The organism is Actinokineospora sp. NPDC004072, assembly GCF_053604195.1.
In genome coordinates this window covers 87,821-103,712 of sequence record NZ_JBSGHB010000014.1, presented here as the reverse complement: position 1 = coordinate 103,712, position 15,892 = coordinate 87,821, and the positions used below count along the sequence as shown (strand labels likewise).

The 15,892-nt window shown below is 73.7% G+C and carries 14 protein-coding genes and 1 pseudogene; all 15 read right to left on the bottom strand.

Annotation, left to right across the window (positions count from 1 at the left end; genetic code table 11):
• Window positions 1-690: 690 nt before the first annotated feature.
• Window positions 691-1,476, bottom strand: coding sequence for an alpha/beta fold hydrolase (locus tag ACWEPX_RS22200; protein ID WP_451899125.1), 786 nt, complete (start codon window positions 1,474-1,476; stop codon window positions 691-693).
• 22 nt (window positions 1,477-1,498) lie between these two features.
• On the bottom strand, window positions 1,499-1,906 hold the full coding sequence (locus tag ACWEPX_RS22195) for a PRC-barrel domain-containing protein (protein ID WP_451899124.1): 408 nt from the start codon (window positions 1,904-1,906) through the stop codon (window positions 1,499-1,501).
• 54 nt (window positions 1,907-1,960) lie between these two features.
• On the bottom strand, window positions 1,961-2,113 hold the full coding sequence (locus tag ACWEPX_RS22190; RefSeq protein WP_451899123.1) for a hypothetical protein: 153 nt from the start codon (window positions 2,111-2,113) through the stop codon (window positions 1,961-1,963).
• 58 nt (window positions 2,114-2,171) lie between these two features.
• Window positions 2,172-3,053 carry a TolB family protein gene (locus ACWEPX_RS22185; protein ID WP_451899122.1) on the bottom strand — a complete coding sequence of 294 codons (882 nt, stop codon included), beginning with the start codon at window positions 3,051-3,053 and terminating at the stop codon, window positions 2,172-2,174.
• Complete coding sequence (locus ACWEPX_RS22180) at window positions 3,050-4,288, bottom strand: MFS transporter (protein ID WP_451899121.1); 1,239 nt, start codon at window positions 4,286-4,288, stop codon at window positions 3,050-3,052. Before ACWEPX_RS22180 ends, ACWEPX_RS22185 begins: the two co-directional genes overlap by 4 nt.
• Window positions 4,288-6,534: a cellulase family glycosylhydrolase gene (locus ACWEPX_RS22175; RefSeq protein ID WP_451899120.1), complete on the bottom strand. Its 2,247-nt coding sequence runs from the start codon at window positions 6,532-6,534 to the stop codon at window positions 4,288-4,290. Before ACWEPX_RS22175 ends, ACWEPX_RS22180 begins: the two co-directional genes overlap by 1 nt.
• Before the next feature lie 54 nt (window positions 6,535-6,588).
• Complete coding sequence (locus ACWEPX_RS22170) at window positions 6,589-7,575, bottom strand: N-acetylglucosamine kinase (protein WP_451899119.1); 987 nt, start codon at window positions 7,573-7,575, stop codon at window positions 6,589-6,591.
• On the bottom strand, window positions 7,563-8,813 hold the full coding sequence (locus ACWEPX_RS22165) for a family 4 glycosyl hydrolase (protein WP_451899118.1): 1,251 nt from the start codon (window positions 8,811-8,813) through the stop codon (window positions 7,563-7,565). Before ACWEPX_RS22165 ends, ACWEPX_RS22170 begins: the two co-directional genes overlap by 13 nt.
• Complete coding sequence (locus ACWEPX_RS22160; protein ID WP_451899117.1) at window positions 8,810-9,688, bottom strand: carbohydrate ABC transporter permease; 879 nt, start codon at window positions 9,686-9,688, stop codon at window positions 8,810-8,812. The genes ACWEPX_RS22165 and ACWEPX_RS22160 overlap by 4 nt, the downstream gene beginning before the upstream one ends.
• Complete coding sequence (locus ACWEPX_RS22155) at window positions 9,685-10,611, bottom strand: carbohydrate ABC transporter permease (protein ID WP_451899116.1); 927 nt, start codon at window positions 10,609-10,611, stop codon at window positions 9,685-9,687. The genes ACWEPX_RS22160 and ACWEPX_RS22155 overlap by 4 nt, the downstream gene beginning before the upstream one ends.
• A gap of 11 nt (window positions 10,612-10,622) precedes the next feature.
• On the bottom strand, window positions 10,623-11,939 hold the full coding sequence (locus ACWEPX_RS22150; protein ID WP_451899115.1) for an extracellular solute-binding protein: 1,317 nt from the start codon (window positions 11,937-11,939) through the stop codon (window positions 10,623-10,625).
• Between the two features lie 69 nt (window positions 11,940-12,008).
• Window positions 12,009-13,154: an ROK family transcriptional regulator gene (locus tag ACWEPX_RS22145; protein WP_451899114.1), complete on the bottom strand. Its 1,146-nt coding sequence runs from the start codon at window positions 13,152-13,154 to the stop codon at window positions 12,009-12,011.
• An 80-nt stretch (window positions 13,155-13,234) separates the two neighbouring features.
• Window positions 13,235-14,344: a lanthionine synthetase LanC family protein gene (locus ACWEPX_RS22140; RefSeq protein ID WP_451899113.1), complete on the bottom strand. Its 1,110-nt coding sequence runs from the start codon at window positions 14,342-14,344 to the stop codon at window positions 13,235-13,237.
• Entirely contained in the window at window positions 14,323-14,481 is a 159-nt protein-coding gene (locus ACWEPX_RS22135) for a hypothetical protein (RefSeq protein WP_451899112.1), read from the bottom strand. Before ACWEPX_RS22135 ends, ACWEPX_RS22140 begins: the two co-directional genes overlap by 22 nt.
• 54 nt (window positions 14,482-14,535) lie before the next feature.
• A pseudogene (locus ACWEPX_RS22130) lies at window positions 14,536-15,892 on the bottom strand (hypothetical protein); the annotation flags it as partial.

Genomic DNA, 15,892 nt, shown 5'->3' with positions numbered 1-15,892 from the left:
GGAGGTGGGGAGGTGGATGGCGGGTCTGCGGAGACGTGGAGAGGTTGGACATGGAAGGAGGAGGGCGGGGCGGAGCGAAGGGCGACCGAGCGAGCGAGGCGGCGGGATGGAAGGGGCGGGGGGCGACGGGGGGCCGGAGTCAGATCGCGGTGCGAGGGGTGTGGAAGGAGGTTCGTAGCGGACGGGTGCGGAGAGGGCGGCCGGAGGAATAACGGGCGAGTCGTGAGTGACCGGTGCACTGATGGGGACACGGCCCGGGAGGGATGCGACGGAAGCCCGGGACAACACACAAGAGCAGTTGTGTGTGTCGCAGCGGGACCACCCACTCAACGCAACGCGCCCCGAGTCGTCTGTCCGATGGGGTGAACTCGCCTTCGTGGGGAGCGAAGCACCGCTACCCTCGCCGGGCGTGGACGGGCCTGCCCGCTCCGCCCTTCTCCACGCCCAGCGGTGCTTCGCTTAGGGGCCCCACGAAGGCGAATTCACCCCATCGGATCCACAACGCACATCGCGCAACCACACTCCGCACGACTCACCCGTCAGCAACCACCGCCCACCCGCTCCCCAACCCAGTCACCCGCTCCCCAACCCAGTCACCCGCTCCACACGCCAGTCACCCGCCCCACACGCCAGTCACTCGCTCTGCAACCGGTCGCTCGGCAGGCCACTCGCTTCAGCGGCTCGTCCAGGTCAGCGAAGGATTGACGCCAGGGTTTCTGCCATGACCTCAGGCGTCGGGCCGTGGTCTTGGCCGGGCAGGGTGATTCGGGTTGCGTGGGGGAGGGCGGCGGCTACGGCGTCGGCGGCTTCTGGCATTCCGGGGAAGGTTCGGTCGCCGGAGAGGACCGTCGTGGGGACGGTGACGCCGGACCAGCGACTGCGCCAGTCCGGGTCCAGGTAGACATCGCGGAGGGCGGTGAAGTCGTAGAGGAGGGTCGGGGCGACGGTGACCATTGTGGGCCAGAACGGCTCTCGGGACATTCCGGTGACCACCGGTTCCGGCACACCGATCACCTCCGTCAGCCCAAACCGCAGCGCCCCGTCGAGATCGCCGGCGGTGACCAGCTCACGAATGCGCGTGATCTTGTCCGTCGTGTCGCGCCCCGCGAACATCGGCGGTTCGTACAGCACCAGGGCCGTCACCCCGATCCCCGCCGCAGCGGCAGGCAGGGCGACCGTGGAGCCCGACGAGCTGGCGTAGAGCGCCGCGCTGCCGCCCACCGCGTCAATCAGGGCGGCGACGTCCTCCACCTCGCGCTCCACCGCCCACTCCGGGTGGTCCCCCGACCGACCGCGGCCGCGCCGGTCGTAGTCGACGGTCGTGAAGCCGCGGTCGGCCAGGAGGCGGGCGCCCGTCGTGGTGCGCTCATCGATGGCGCGGAACTGGGTCGCGCCGCCGATGAGGATCACGGCGGGGCCGGTGCCGTAGGTGTCGTAGTCGATTGTGGTGCCGTCGGCGGAGGTGACTGTGCTCATGGGAATGGCATAGCACGTGTCCTCAGCGCCGGAACGGGAAGGCCGGGTACATGTAGCCCGCTCCCCAGAACGGGACGTAGCCGTAGTAGCCGTACAGGTCGTCGGCGTAGCGCTGGTCCACCGTGAGGTCCGGGTCGTACACCGGCGCGCCCGCGACGCGCTCGCGGTCCTGGTCGATGCGGATTTCCGACTCGCCGACGGCGGTCACCGCGTCGACGGGGACGAGGACCTTCTGCTTGCCGATGCCCAGGAAGCCACCCGAGGCGACCTCCAGGAAGCGGACGCGGCGCTCGTCGTGGTCGATGACCAGGCCGTCGACGTCGCCCAGCTCGTCGCCGTTGCGGTCGACGACCGTGCGGCCGCGGACGTCGTCATCCGGGTTGGCCGGGGTCAGCTCGGTGTCCCCCATGCGCACCAGGGTTGCGGTCATGGCGCTCCTCTCACTCGACCATGACCTTCCCCGCCCCGGCGCAAGTGAAACCCGCTACTCCGGTTCGACGTCGGTGTCGTCGGGCATCGGCTCCTGCTCCCGGCCCTCCTCGGCCCTGGTCGGGCGGTTGGCGCGCAGCATGCCCTCCATCTGGTGCTTGAGCTCGTCGTCCTGGCGCGGTCCGTGCTTGTCGCTCTCGCGGTGCATGTGGACCCTCCTTTCCGCCCGGTCCGGGTAACCTCCCGCGGCCGGGCGGAAACCCCCGTCATGGCGACGGGGACGACGCGCCGGGCGCGATCAGCTCGGGCGCGCCCGTCCCGTCGGCGGGGATGGACCAGACGTCCGGGCCGGGCAGGGCGTAGGCGACGGTGCGGTCGTCCAGCCAGGCCGCCTGGTCGTCCACGCTCCTGGTCTCGGCCAGCGGCGTCTCCCGCATCGTGGCCAGGTCCAGCACGTGCAGCCGCCACGGGCCGGGCTCGACGCGCTTCTTGAACGCGATGCGCGTGCCGTCCGGCGACAGCGACGGGCACTCGACGTTGGTGCGCAGCGTGCGCGCCGTCCACGCGGCCAGGTCGCCTTCGACCAGGTAGGTCTGCCCGCGCGTGGCGACGGTGGCGTAGAAGCGGTTGTCGTCGGCGGTGAAGGTCACGCCCCAGAAGTTCACGTCGGGGGCGTGGTAGCGCTTCCCGTCGAGGTAGAGCTGGATGGACTCCATGTTCTTGATGAGGTACCCGGTGCGCGTGTCGAGGATCCCGGTGCGCGTGGAGAAGTCCGATCCGGCGTAGGAGTCGCCGCTGACGAACACCGTCCACGACACCATCCGCCCCGACGGCGACACGCGGGCGCGGCTGGGCGTGCCGCCGAACTGGACCTCGTGGCGCTGCGCCAGGTCCCGCCCGACGACGGTCGCGGTCGTCATCGGCGGGATGCCGGGCTTGGCGGTCAGGCAGACGGCGGCGTCGCCCGCGGCGTAGAAGCGGTGGCAGGACAGCCCGGTGCCGGTGATGACGCCGTCGGCGCCGCGCACGTGCAGGCCGGGCGCGATCGCGGCCTGCGCGGGCGTCGGGCGGTCGGCGGCGGTGACGGTGTACCCGACGGCGACCGCCGCCAGGACGACCCCCGCCGCGGTGGCGGCCAAGACCTTCATCGCACCTCCTTGAGGACGACCGCCGCGGCGACGAGCCCGGCGGCCAGCGCGGTCGCGGCGGCGGTGATCGCGGGGACCAGCCCCCAGACCGTCCACGCCGCGCCGAAGAGGACGGACGCCAGCAGCCGCCCGGTCGCCTGCCCGGTTTGGAGCAGGGCGAGCCCGCCCGCGCGCTGGGCGGCGGGCACGAGCGGCCCGCCGAGCGCCATCAGCACGCCGTCGGTGGCCGCGTAGTAGATCCCGTGCAGGAGCAGGACCAGCACCGGCCCGCCGACCGGGACGAGCAGGGCGGCGTACGCGCCGAGCAGGGCCAGGTGCCCGAGCAGGAACGGCAGCCTGCGGCCCGTCCGGTCGGCGATGCGGCCGACCGGGACGGCGAGCAGCAGGTAGACCGCGGCGCTGCCCAGCGGCAGCAGCGGGAAGTAGGCCGCGTCGAGCGACAGCCGCTCTTGCAGCAGCAGGTAGAGGAACCCGTCGGTGACGCTGACCAGCCCCAGCACGCTCGCGGCCACCAGCACCCGGCGGAACCCCGGCACCCGCACCAGCCGCAGCGTCGCCCGCAGCGACGCCCGCTCGCCCGCCGCGGCTCCCCCGGCCTGGGCGCTGCCCGCTGGACCCCCGGGGACGAAGGCCACCAGGATGACCACGCCCAGGGCGCCGAAGCAGAAGCTGACGACGAACACCGCGTCGTACGCCCCCGCGGTCGCCGCCAGCAGCGCGAAGGCCGCCAGCGGGCCCAGCAGCGCGCCCGTGGTGTCCATCGCGCGGTGCACGCCGAAGGCGCGCCCGAGGAAGGGCGCCTCGGTGTTCAGCGTGATCAGCGCGTCGCGCGGGGCGGTGCGGATGCCCTTGCCGATGCGGTCGGCCCCGATGGCGGCGGACAGGGCCGCAGGCGTGCCGACCAGCAGGCCGAGGCGGGAGACCGCGGACAGGGCGTAGCCTGCGCCCGCGACCAGCTTGTGCCGCCGCCAGCGGTCGGCCGCGTGGCCGCCCGCCAGCCGGACCAGGGCTGTCGCGCCGTTGTAGAGGCCGTCGAGCAGGCCGAACTGCAGGGGGCTCAGGCCCAGGCCGATGACGAGGTACAGGGGGAGGACGGCGGTGACCATCTCCGCGGAGAGGTCGGTGACGAGGCTGACCGATCCCAGGGCGACCACGGCCCCCGCGACCCGGCGACCACCCGTGGTGGGCGCCGGGTCGCAGGCGTCCTGCCGGGCCCTGCTCGCGGCGAGGTACATCAGTGGCAGGAGTAGGTCGGGCTGGTGTCGCGGACGACGCCGTCCACGTCGACGAACGCGACCTGGAACGCGGTGTCGGTGAAGTCGAGCTTGACCACCCCGTAGCGGTCCCAGATCTGCTTGGCGCTGTTGTCCTGGATCGTGTCGCCCCGGCCGTAGAGGTCCTTGCCGCCGGTGCCGCCGACGATCTCCACGATCCCGTTCGGATCGGCGGTGCCGTCGGGGTTCTGCGGGTGGAAGCGCTCGTAGTGGTGGTCGTGGCCGCTGAGCACCAGCTCGACGTCGGCGTCGCGCAGCAGCTGCCACACCGGCCTGCCGACCGGGTCGTTGCCGTGGTCGCCGGAGCTGAACAGCGGGTGGTGGAAGTAGGCGGCCACGCACTGCTTGGTGTTCGCCGCGAGGTCGGCGCGCAGCCAGTCGAGCTGCTCGCGCTCGTCGAAGCGGTTGGAGTTCAACGCGATGAAGTGCCAGTTCCCGCGGTCGAAGCTGTACCACATCTTGCCCTGGGGCGTGGCCCGCGAGCCGAAGTACTCCCGGTAGGCGCGCTCGTCCTGGTTGTCCCAGTCGTCGTACGCCTCGTGGTTGCCCGGCACCGGGTAGGTGTTGTCCTTGAACCGGCCCCACGACTTGTCGTAGTAGTTGCGGAAGTCCTCGATGTGGGCGTCGTCGTACTGGTTGTCGCCCATCGTTATGTAGAACGCGGGGTTGATGGCCTGCGCGCGGGCCGCGGTCTTGAAGTGCATGCAGGTCGACTGGCTGGCGGTGCACTGGTCGGCGATGTCGGCCGCGCCGACGACGGTGAACGCCCCGCCGCTGGCCCCGCTGGTGCCGTAGACCTCCAGCTCCCACAGCGAGTAGCCCCACTGCGTGCCCCGCGCCGTCCCGTAGACTCGCAGGTAGCGGCCCTGCCCGGTGAGCCCGGTCCAGTCGTCGACCCCGCCGTCGCCCGCGCTCTCGGTGGCCAGCCGGGTCCAGGTCGAGCCGTCGGCGGAGATCTCCACCCGGTAGGCCCGGGCGTAGGCGGCCTCCCAGTTCAGGCGCACCCTGGTCACCGTCGCGCCCGCGCCGAGGTCGACCCTGATCCACTGCGGGTCGACGCCCTCGGCGCTGGCCCACCGGCTGGTGGTGCTGCCGTCCACGGCCTTGTCCGCCGTCAGCTCGGAGGTCTCGACCGACGAGGCGGTCGCGGGCTTGCCGCGGGAGATCAGCGCCGCGTCACCGGGCCCGGGGGTGCCGCCCTCGCGCACCCGGTCGCGGATCCACTTGCCCGCCTCCTTGAGCCGCGTGGTGCCCGCGTACGGCCCGCTCGGGCAGGTGCCCTCGGTGAATACCGCGCCGGAGCGGTGGTCGTCGGAGTAGTTCCAGTTCGTCCAGCTGATCTGCTTGCGCGCCATGAGGTCGAGGTAGCGCTGGGTCATGGCGAAGTCGTTCGCGCCCTCACCGGCGTAGTTCTGGGTGCCGAACTCGGTGACGAACATCGGGATGCGGTCGGCTGCCCGCGACAGCGCGTTGAGGTACTCGTCGCGGTGGGAGGCGGCGTAGAAGTGGAAGGTGTACATGATGTTCGAGGCGTTGACCGGGTTGTTGACCACCTCGGCCTCGGTCGCGCCCTCGGAGACGCCCAGCGACGACCACGCCCGGGTGCCGACCAGGATCGGCGTCTCCGGGTCGGCGGCCCGGATGACCGGGATCAGCTGCTCGGCGTAGCTCTTGATCCGCGACCAGCTCACCCCGCTCGGCTCGTTGGCGATCTCGTAGAGCAGGTTCTTGTTCCCGTTGTGCCGCCGGGCGATCTCGGTGAAGAAGGTCTTGGCGCGGCTGAGGTTGTAGTGCGGGTCGCCGGGGGTGAGCATGTGCCAGTCCACGATGGCGTACATGCCGCGCGCGGTCACCTCGTCGATGATCGAGCTGACCCGGTTGGTGAACCCCGCGGGATCGGTCTCGTAGCCGCCTTCCTGCACGTACATCGAGATGCGCAGGACGTCGGCGCCCCAGTCGCCAGCGAGGGCGTCGAGGGAGGCGTCGTTGACGCAGTCGTTGAACCACTGGATTCCGTGCGTGCTCATGCCGCGCAGCTGCACGGGCTGGTTCCGCTCGTTGCACAGCTTGACGCCGCACACGCGCAGCTGCCCGTTGGCCGCCAGCGGCGTCTCGGCGGTGGGCGCCGCCTGCGCGCTGGTGACGAACGGGATCGACAGGGCCATCAGGGGGAGGGCGAGCAGGGCAGACAATCGTCGTCGAGACACGGCGATCTCCTCATGTCGAGCGGCCGTAACGAACGAAATTGTTAGGCAACTTTCCTATACATTCCGCAGGGCTGTCAAGGACCCGACCGCGGCCCGCAGCGCGGCCCCCGCGGCGGGCGGGGCGCCGAGGGCGTCGAGGCCGAGCAGGGCCGCGCCGAGGACGGGAGGGGCGGTCACCACGCGGATGCGCGCCTGCGGGGCCACTTCGGCCAGTCCGTCGCGGATCACCTCGTGCAGCAGGGGATGCCGGGCGCGCAGCACTCCCCCGCCGAGCACGACGTCAGCGGTGAGCGCGGTCAGGCCGAGCCTGCGCAGGGCCGCGCCCGCGAAGGCCACGACCTCCTCGCCCTGGCGCACGACGATGCCGCGGGCCAGGGCGTCCCCGTCGGCGGCCGCGCGGAAGACGACCGGGGCCAGCTCGTTCAGCCGCGCCGCGACAGCCCGGTCCAGATGAGCGGCCATCGCCACGTCCGTGGCCGTCGACAATCCGAAGTGGACGGCCACGGCGGTGCGCAGCGCGGTGTCCGGACCGCGGCCGTCCTCGGCCCGGACGGCGTGCCACAGCGCGAGCCTGCCGATGTCGCCGCCCCCGCCCCAGTCGCCGCTGACCGGTCCGAGCGCAGGGAAGCGCACGTGGCGGCCGTCGGCGGCGCGGCCGACGCAGTTGATGCCCGCCCCGCACACCACCGCAACGGCGTCTCGGGAATCGGTGCCCGCACGCAGCAACGCGGCGGTGTCGTTGTCCACTATGGACTTGGTAGCCCAGCCAGCGGCCGCCACGGCATCGGTCAGCGTGGCGACCTCGACGGGTAAGTCCGCGCCCGCGAGGCAGCAGACCACGGCATCCGGGGTTTCATCGGGCAGGTCCGCGCGCGCCCGGCGGATCAGCGCGTCGAGCCGGGCCATCGCCGCGGCGACGCCGCCCGCGGTCTGGTGGTTGGTCCCCGGGCCGCGGGCGGCCCCGAGCACGGCCCCGGCGGTGTCGCAGACCAGCATCTCGGTCTTGGAGTTGCCGCCGTCGACGGCGATCAGCGTGCCCACGGCAGGTGCTCCGCGTTGGCGGCGATCAGCCGGTCGGCGAGCCCGCGGGCCCGGTCGGCCTGCCCGATGAGCGGGTGGGCCAGCAGCGCCCGGAACACCCGCTGCCGCCCGCCGTCGCGGGCGGCGGCCAGGGCCAGCTCCTCGTAGGCCGAGACGTGGGCGACCAGGCCTGCCAGGTCCGGTGGCAGCGCCGTGGGCAGCGGCGCGGCCCCGGCCCGGTCGACCCGGCAGGACACCTCGACGACCGCGTCGTCCGGCAGGTTCGGCAGCGTGCCCCGGTTGCGCACGTTCACCGCGTGCACCCCGCCCGCGTCCGCCCCGGCCAGCGAGTCGAGCAGCCCGACCGCGGCTTCGGAGTAGAACGCCCCGCCGCGCTCGGCCAGCAGGTCCGGCTTGCGGTCCAAGTTCGGGTCCCGGTACAGCGCCAGCAGCTCCCGCTCGATCTCGGCGACCCGCTGGCCGCGGGACGGGGCCGTGCGCTGCTCGGCCACCACCTCGTCGTGGCAGTAGAAGTAGCGCAGGTAGTACGACGGGAGCGTCCCGGTCGCCCGCAGGACGTCCACGGGGACGCCGACCAGCTCGGCCAGCTCCTCGCCGTGGGTCCGCAGCAGGTCGGGCAGCCGGTCGACGCCGCCGACGGTCGCCGCGCGCTCCCAGGTCAGGTGGTTGAGGCCCACGTGGTCGAGCACCACCTCCCCTGCCGGGACGTCGAGCAGGGCGGCGAGCCTGCGCTGGAGCCCGATGGCGACGTTGCACAGGCCCACCGCGCGGTGGCCGTCGTCCAGCAGCGCCCGGGTCACGATGCCCACCGGGTTGGTGAACGCCACGATCCACGGGTCGGCCGCCCGCTCGCGCGCCCGCCGCGCGATGTCGAGCACGACGGGCACGGTCCGCAGGGCCTTGGCCAGCCCGCCCGCGCCGGTGGTCTCCTGGCCGACGCAGCCGCAGTCGAGCGGGAAGGTCTCGTCGCTGATGCGCGCCGCCTGCCCGCCCACCCGCAGCTGGATGAGCACCGCGGTCGCGCCGTCGAGCCCGGCGTCGAGGTCGTCGGTCCAGCTCAGGGTTCCCGGGTGGCCGTGGCGGCGGAAGATCCGCCGCCCCAGCGCGCCCACGACGGCCAGCCGCTCGACGGCGGGGTCCACCAGGACCACCTCGTCCACCGCGGCACCCAGCCGGGCGAACCCGTCGACCAACTCCGGTGTGTAGGTCGAGCCACCGCCGACCACCGCCACCTTCACCCCGTCACCCCCGTCAGCGTCACGCCCTGGATGAATGCCTTCTGGGCGAAGAAGAACATGATGATCACCGGGGCCATGACCAGCAGCGACGCGGCCATGACCAGGTTCCACTCCACGTGGTGCAGGTGCTTGAACTGCGACAGCGCGATCGACAGCGTCCAGCTCGCGGAGTTCTCGCTGGTGTAGAGCAGCGGGCCGTAGTAGTCGTTCCAGGCGTAGAAGAACTGGAAGACGGCCACCGCGGCGATAGCCGGGCGGGCCAGCGGCAGGATCACCCGCAGCAGCACCTGCCACTCCGAGCAGCCGTCGATGCGGGCGGCGTCGCGGTAGTCGTCGGGGATGGTCAGCAGGAACTGCCGCAGCAGGAAGATGCTGAACGCATCGCCGAAGAGCATCGGGATGATCAGCGGCCACAGCGTCCCGGTCAGCCCCGCGTTGGCCCACATGAGGTACAGCGGCACGGTGACGACCTGCGGCGGCAGCATCATCATGCAGACGACCACGACGAACACCGCCCGGCTGCCGCGCCAGCGCAGCTTCGCCAGCGCGTAGGCCGCGGGGATGCTCGACAGGAGCATGAACCCGGTCGCCAGCAGCGCGTAGGTCATCGAGTTGAGCAGGTAGTCCAGCATCGGCAGCTTGGTGAAGATGTCGACGAAGTTCTCCGGGTGCCAGCTCTGCGGCCACAGCCTGCTCGTCAGCGCCTGCTCGCTGGTCATGAACGAGGTCAGCACCACGAACGCGAACGGCGCGATGAAGATGATCGCCACCGCGATCGGGATGCTGTGGCGGGCCACCCACAGCAGCCACGGCTCCCGCTTCCGGCTCCGCCCCTCCGCCCGCTGCGGGGCCGGCCTGGTGAGGGTCGCGGTCATCGCTGGCCCCCGGTGAACTCGCGGAACCGCCGCAGCAGCACCAGGGTGACCGCGAAGGCGACGACGAACAGCACGACGGCCAGGGCGTTGGCGTAGCCCATGTCGAAGTACCGGAAGCCGGAGACGTACAGGTGCAGGGGGTAGGTCAGGGTGGACTCCTCGGGGTAGCCGAACGTCGACGAGATGCCGCCGCCGGTCGTGGCCTGGCCGCTGGCCACGCTCGCGGCGACGGCGGCCTGGGTGAAGTACTGCAGGGTCTGGATGACCCCGGTGACCGCGGCGAACAGCAGCACCGGGGCCATCGCGGGCAGGGTCACGTGCCGGAACCGCTGCCACGGCCCCGCACCGTCGATCTCGGCGGCCTCGTACAGGTGGCGGGGCACGGCCAGCAGCGCGGCCAGGAAGATCACCATGAGGTCGCCGACCGCCCAGGTGCCCAGCAGCACCAGCGACGGCTTGGCCCACCCCGGCGAGTCGAACCACAGCGGACCCTCGATGCCCAGCCAGCCGAGGAACCCGTTGACCGGGCCGGTCGCGGGGTTGAACAGGAAGACGAAGGCGATCGTCGCGGCGACCGGCGGGGCGAGCGCGGGCAGGTAGAACACCGTCCGGAAGAACGCGCCGCCCCGGCGCACCCAGGTCAGCAGCAGGGCGGTGCCGAGCGCGGCGAGCATGCGCACGGGCACCAGCACCGCGACCAGCCACAGCGTGTTCAGCGCGGCCTTCACCGCGAGCGGGTCGTGCGCGAACAGGTAGGCGTAGTTGCGCCACCCCACCCATTCCGGGGCGGTGAGCAGGTCGAAGCGGGTGAAGGAGAAGTACACCGCCGACACCAGCGGGTACAGGAAGAAGACCCCGATGCCGATGAAGGCGGGCGCCATGAAGCCCAGCACGGTGAGCCTGCGCCGCCAGCGGCCGTCCACGGTGGCCACCGCTACCGGCCGAGGTCGAGCGCTTGGTCGATGCGCTTGTCGAGCTCGGGCAGCCCCGCCGCCGGGTCGCCGCCCGGCCCGGCCAAGTAGGCGTTGACGTACTCCTGGGCCAGCTCGATGTACTTCGGCCCGGCCGAGTTGGGCGGGGTGGTCGCGGTCTTCGGGTGGGCGAAGATGTCCAGGAAGGTCTGGAACTGCGGGTCGGCCTCCAGCGCGGGCGAGGCCAGCGCGTCCCGGGTGGTCGGCACGTTCTTGATCGCGTTGGACAGCGCGACGATCGCGCCGGTGTCGGTGGTCAGGTACCGGATCAGCGCCCAGGACGCCTCGGGGTTGTCCGAGTTCGCCGCCACGCCTGCGATGTTGCCGGTGACGTAGCCCGCGCCGTAGCGGTCGGGCGCGGAGTCCGGGGCCGGGACCGGGGCGGTGCCGAAGTCGACCTCGGGCGCCTGGTCGCGCAGGAAGGCCACCCGGTACTCCCCGTCCACGGTGATGGCGACCTTGCCCTGCTGGAAGGCGTTGTCCGTGCTCCACTCGTCGCCCAGGCCGGCGGTGAACTCCTGCAGGTTCGCGTAGCCGTACCAGTCGACGAGGTCCTTGTGCCACCGCAGCATCGCGGCCCAGTCGGCGTCGCCGCCGATGGCCGAGCGCTCGTCGGGGGTCAGCCACTGCAGGTCCCAGGACGGGCCGACGTGCGAGGGGGTGTGCTCGTAGAAGTTCAGCAGCGGGACGAACCCGGCGACCTCGATCGTGCCGTCCGGCTTGCGCTTGGTGAGCTTCTTGGCCATCGCGGCCAGCTCGGTCATGGTCTTGGGCGGCTCGGTGTACCCGGCCTCGGCGAGCAGGTCCTTGTTGTAGTACAGGCCGTAGACGTCGGCCAGGAACGGCATCGCGCACCGCTTGCCCTGGTAGGCCGTGTACGAGCGGACGGTCTCCGGGTACTGCCCCAGGTCGACCCCGTCGCGCTCCAGGTAGGGCGTCAGGTCGCGCCAGGCGTTGCCGGAGCAGAACTTGCCCACGATGTCGGTGGAGTAGGACAGGGCGACGTCCGGGCCGTTGCCGCTGGAGATCGCCTGCAGCACCTTGGCGTCGTCCTGGCCTGCGGTGACGCGCACGTCGACGCCGGGGTGGGCACGCTCGAACTCGGCGACGGCGGCCTCGATGGCGGCGGCCTCCCGGGCGGTGAAGAAGTGCCAGAAGTCGACGGTGCCGCTGACCTGCTGGCCTGCGGGGGCGATGCCCGCGGTGTCGGTGCTGCCCGGGGTGCAGGCGCCGATCAGCAGGAGCGCGGCGGCGGCGAGCAGGGCGGGTCGGGGTGCCACTGGGACCTCCGGAGGGTAGGGGGAACCGCCCGCGGGGGCGACCGCGGTGGGAGGTGGCGGGTTGTGGGGTCAGCCGCGGTCGAGCAGGGCCGCCCGGACCGCGGTGAGGGTGGTGTCGATGGCGCCGAGCAGCACGGCGTCCTCGGTGAGGCCGGTGGAGGCGACGGCGGTCTCCAGCACCGACAGCTCACGCAACGCCGCGCCGACCGCCTTGTGCAGCTGCGGGCCGCCCGCCTGGCCGACCTCGCCCGCGAGCACGACCAGCGGCGGGTCGAGCACGGCGATGACCGCAGCCAGCCCGACGGCGATGCGCAGCGCCAGCTCGTCGATGAACTCCCGGGCGTCCACGCCCTCGGCGACCGCGGCGTACCCGGTGTCGGCGCGGATGCCGTGGCGGGCGGCCAGCTCCCGGATCGCCTGCCCGCCCACGAGGTCGTGGAAGTCGTGCACGGTGCCCGCCGCGGGCAGGCCGACCGGCATGTAGCCGATCTCGCCCGCCCCGCCGCGCGCGCCGCGCAGCAGGGCGCCGCCGAGGTCGATGGCCAGGCCCAGGCCCTCCTCGCCCAGCCACAGCAGCGCGAAGCCCTCGGCGTCGGCGGCGATGCCGTGCGCGCGCTCGGCGACGGCGGCGAGGTTGACGTCGTTGTCCACGCCCAGCCCGGTGCGCAGCCGGTCGCGGATCTCGACCACCAGCCCGGGCCGGTCGAAGCCGGGGACGTCGACGTAGCGGATGACGCCCGCGTGCTCGTGGTAGGAGCCCGGCACGCCCAGCTGCACGTGGACGAGCCTGCGGGCGGCGACCCTGGCCTGCTTGCACACCGCGGCCACGGCCTCGGCGATGGCGTCGACGGGGTCGGTCGCGGCGAAGTCGACCGGGGTCTCGATCCGGGCGCGGACCTCGCCGCCCAGGTCGCACAAGGCGGTGACGAGCGTGGAGTCCCGGGCGCGCAGGGAGACCGCCGCGCCGTAGGCGGCGTTGGGGTTGATGCCGTAGATGTCGGCGTTGGGGCCGCGGCCGCCGCTGGTGCGGCCGACCACCTTGACCAGCCCGGCCTCCTGCAGCCGCCGCACGGCCTCGGAGATGGTCGGCTTGGCCAGGCCGGTCAGCGCGCACAGCTCGCCGCGGGTCAGCGGGCCGCCGTCGAGCAGGTGGCCCAGCGCCGCCGCCTCGTTGATCTCCCGCAGCATCCGGGCCGACCCGGCCTGGTGGCTCATCCCGCGGCCCCTTCAATTAGTCAGAATGTCTAACTAAAAGGAGCGTATGGCCGGCTGCGCCCGGCGGTCAAGGCCTCCGATCAGGCCAGTCCGACGCAGGGCAGCCAGCCGCGGTCGCCGCCGTCGGCGGTGAGCAGGGCGGCGAGCACGCCCGCGGCCCCGGTGACCAGCCCCGGCCCGCCCGCCCGCAGCACGTCCTCGATCCGGGCGCGCAGGTGCGCGGCGAGCCGGTCGCGCAGGTCGGCGGCGGGCGCGGACCCGGCGTGCCGGGCGAAGGCGTCGGCCACGAGCAGCACCCCCGCCGCGCCGTGGCAGAGGGTGCGGCCCTCGGCGGAGTCCTCGGGCTCGTAGGTCGCGCCCAGCCCGCTGACGGCCGCGAGCGCCATCTCCCGCAGGCCCGCGTCGTCGAGCGCCTGGCCCGCGACCCACAGCGCCCAGCCGACGCCGGGGGCGCCGTAGCACCAGCCCGGCCTGCCCGGCGCGCCCCGGCCGCGGGCGGCCCAGGTCAGGGCGCCGCGGCGGTCGGTCGTGGCCCGCGCGGCCAGCCACGAGGCCAGGTTCGCCACCGCCTCCGGCCGCTCGCCCGCCAGGGCCAGCGCGACCAGCGGCCCGGCGACGCCGTGGGCCAGGCCGGTGACGACCTCGCCCTGGCTCCAGCCGAGCGCGGGGTGGTCGCGGTGGGCGCCGATGCGCAGCCCGGCCAGCTCGGCGTCGGCGAGCCCGGCCAGGTGGTCGATGATCGGCCGCAGCCGGGCGACCGGCACCGGCGGCGGACCGGCCAGGTGCGCCAGCAGGATGCCCGCCGGGCCGCTGACCAGGTCGTAGTCGGCGAACCCGACGCCCGAGGTCCGCCATCCCTTCGCGGTCACCGCCCGGACGAGCGCGGTGGAGGCGCGGTCGGCCGGACCGGCCGCGCCCGGGATCAGCCGCAGCCCGGCGACGACGCCCGCGAGCCCGCCGAACAGGCCCGCCCCCGCCGCCGCGCCGACCGCCCCGCGCAGCCACGCGCGCCCCGCGGCCGGGTCGCCGAGGAGCGCGGCGAGCGCGACGGGCCCCGGGTCAGGGCCCGCCGCGCCTGGTGATGACGCCCAGGAGGCGAGCAGTTCCGCCGCCGCTGCCGCGGTGTCGCGCCCGGCCGCGGTCGGCGCCGCCTCCCGGGGAGTGCCCGTCAGCACCAGTGGGAGCAGCACTCGTCGTCACCGCAGTTGAAGCTGCACAGCAGCAGCGACAGCGCCGCCGAGTCGTCGGTCAGCGCGACCTGGCTGATCTGGGTGTCGAGCTGGTCGACCAGTTCGTCGAGTTCGGACAGTTCGAGCGCGGGTTGCATGGTTCCCTCTTTCCCTCGTCCCACCGGCGGTTCCGGCGGGGGGCTCCGGGGTGGTCAGGACGCGACCACCAGCGGTTCGGCCCGGCGCAGCGCCCGCGCGGCCCGCTCGGCCAGCCGGGCGGGGTCGGCCTGGACGGGCAGGCGCAGCACCAGCTGGGCGGCCAGGCCCGCGCCGCGGTCGTCGCGCACCACGACGTGGTCGGGGTCGGGCAGCATCTCCTCCAGCACCAGCTCGCCTGCCCCGCTGCGGGCCAGCAGGCGGTCCAGGACGCGCAGCGCGCCGACGCTGTCCAGGTCGACCGGCAGCGGGCGGCGGCCCCCGGCCGCCCGCGCGAAGTTCCACCGCGGCGCGCCCGCCCAGCCGCGCAGCCGGGCCAGCGCCCGCACCCGCGCAGGCAGCGGCGCGCCCGGGTCGGGCAGCCGGTCGCGGGGGACCAGCGCGCTGCGGCCAGCGAGGATGAGGCCACCGCCGACGCTGATCCGGGGGAGCCGGGTGCGGCCGGGGAAGGCGGCGGCCGGGTCGCCGACGGCGAAGGGCGCCACCAGCTCCGCGACCGGGTTGGCCGCGGTGAGCAGCGCCAGCACGACGTCCCACGGCGGCGGGGCGACCCGGGTGGCGTGGTAGAGCGGCCACAGCACGCGCCCGGCCGGGTCCTCGGCGACCACCCGACCGCCGCAGGCGCGGACGGTGATGTCGCGCAGCGGCAGGTACCGGCTCATCGGCTCGGCCAGGTAGGCGCTCGGGTCGGCGTCGCCGGTCCAGGTGCCGGGGTAGCGCGGGCGGCGCACGGTGTTGGCGGCCCGCTCCCCCTGCGGCGGGATCAGGATCTCCACCGGCTCGGCCCCGCAGCGCGCGGCCGCGTGGTCGAGGAACGCGCGGTAGCCCTCCACCTGCGGCACGCGCCCGTGCAGGCGGGCCAGCGCCTCGGCGAAGCGGGCGTCGACCACCCCGGCGGGGATGACCGCCTCCAGCACGGCCCGGCCGTCGGCCATCGGGCGCACCAGGCAGTCCACCGGCCAGGCGGGCTCGGCGGCCGGGGGCGCGCCGACGCGGTCGAGGGTGGCGGCGTCGATGTCGACCTCGTCGCCGGGCTGGGCGCGCAGCCAGTCGCACAATGCCGCGTACGGCGTGCCGGGCTGGGGGATCGGCCAGGCGTTCGCCCGGCGCACCGGCCGCTGCGGCGGCTCGCGGTCGAGGAACTCCGCGACGATCTGGGTGACCGGGCGCGGCCTGCTGTCCACCAAGGCCAGCACGGGGTGGCGGGCCGCGCTGCTCGGCAGCACCGCGCGCAGCCTGCGGGCCTGCGCCACCAGCTCGCCCAGCCGCGCGGCGTCCGCGACCGGGAAGTGGCCGCTGACGCGCCGGTAGACGTCGGTGAACCCGGGCCCGCCATCCGGCCGGGGTCCCTGC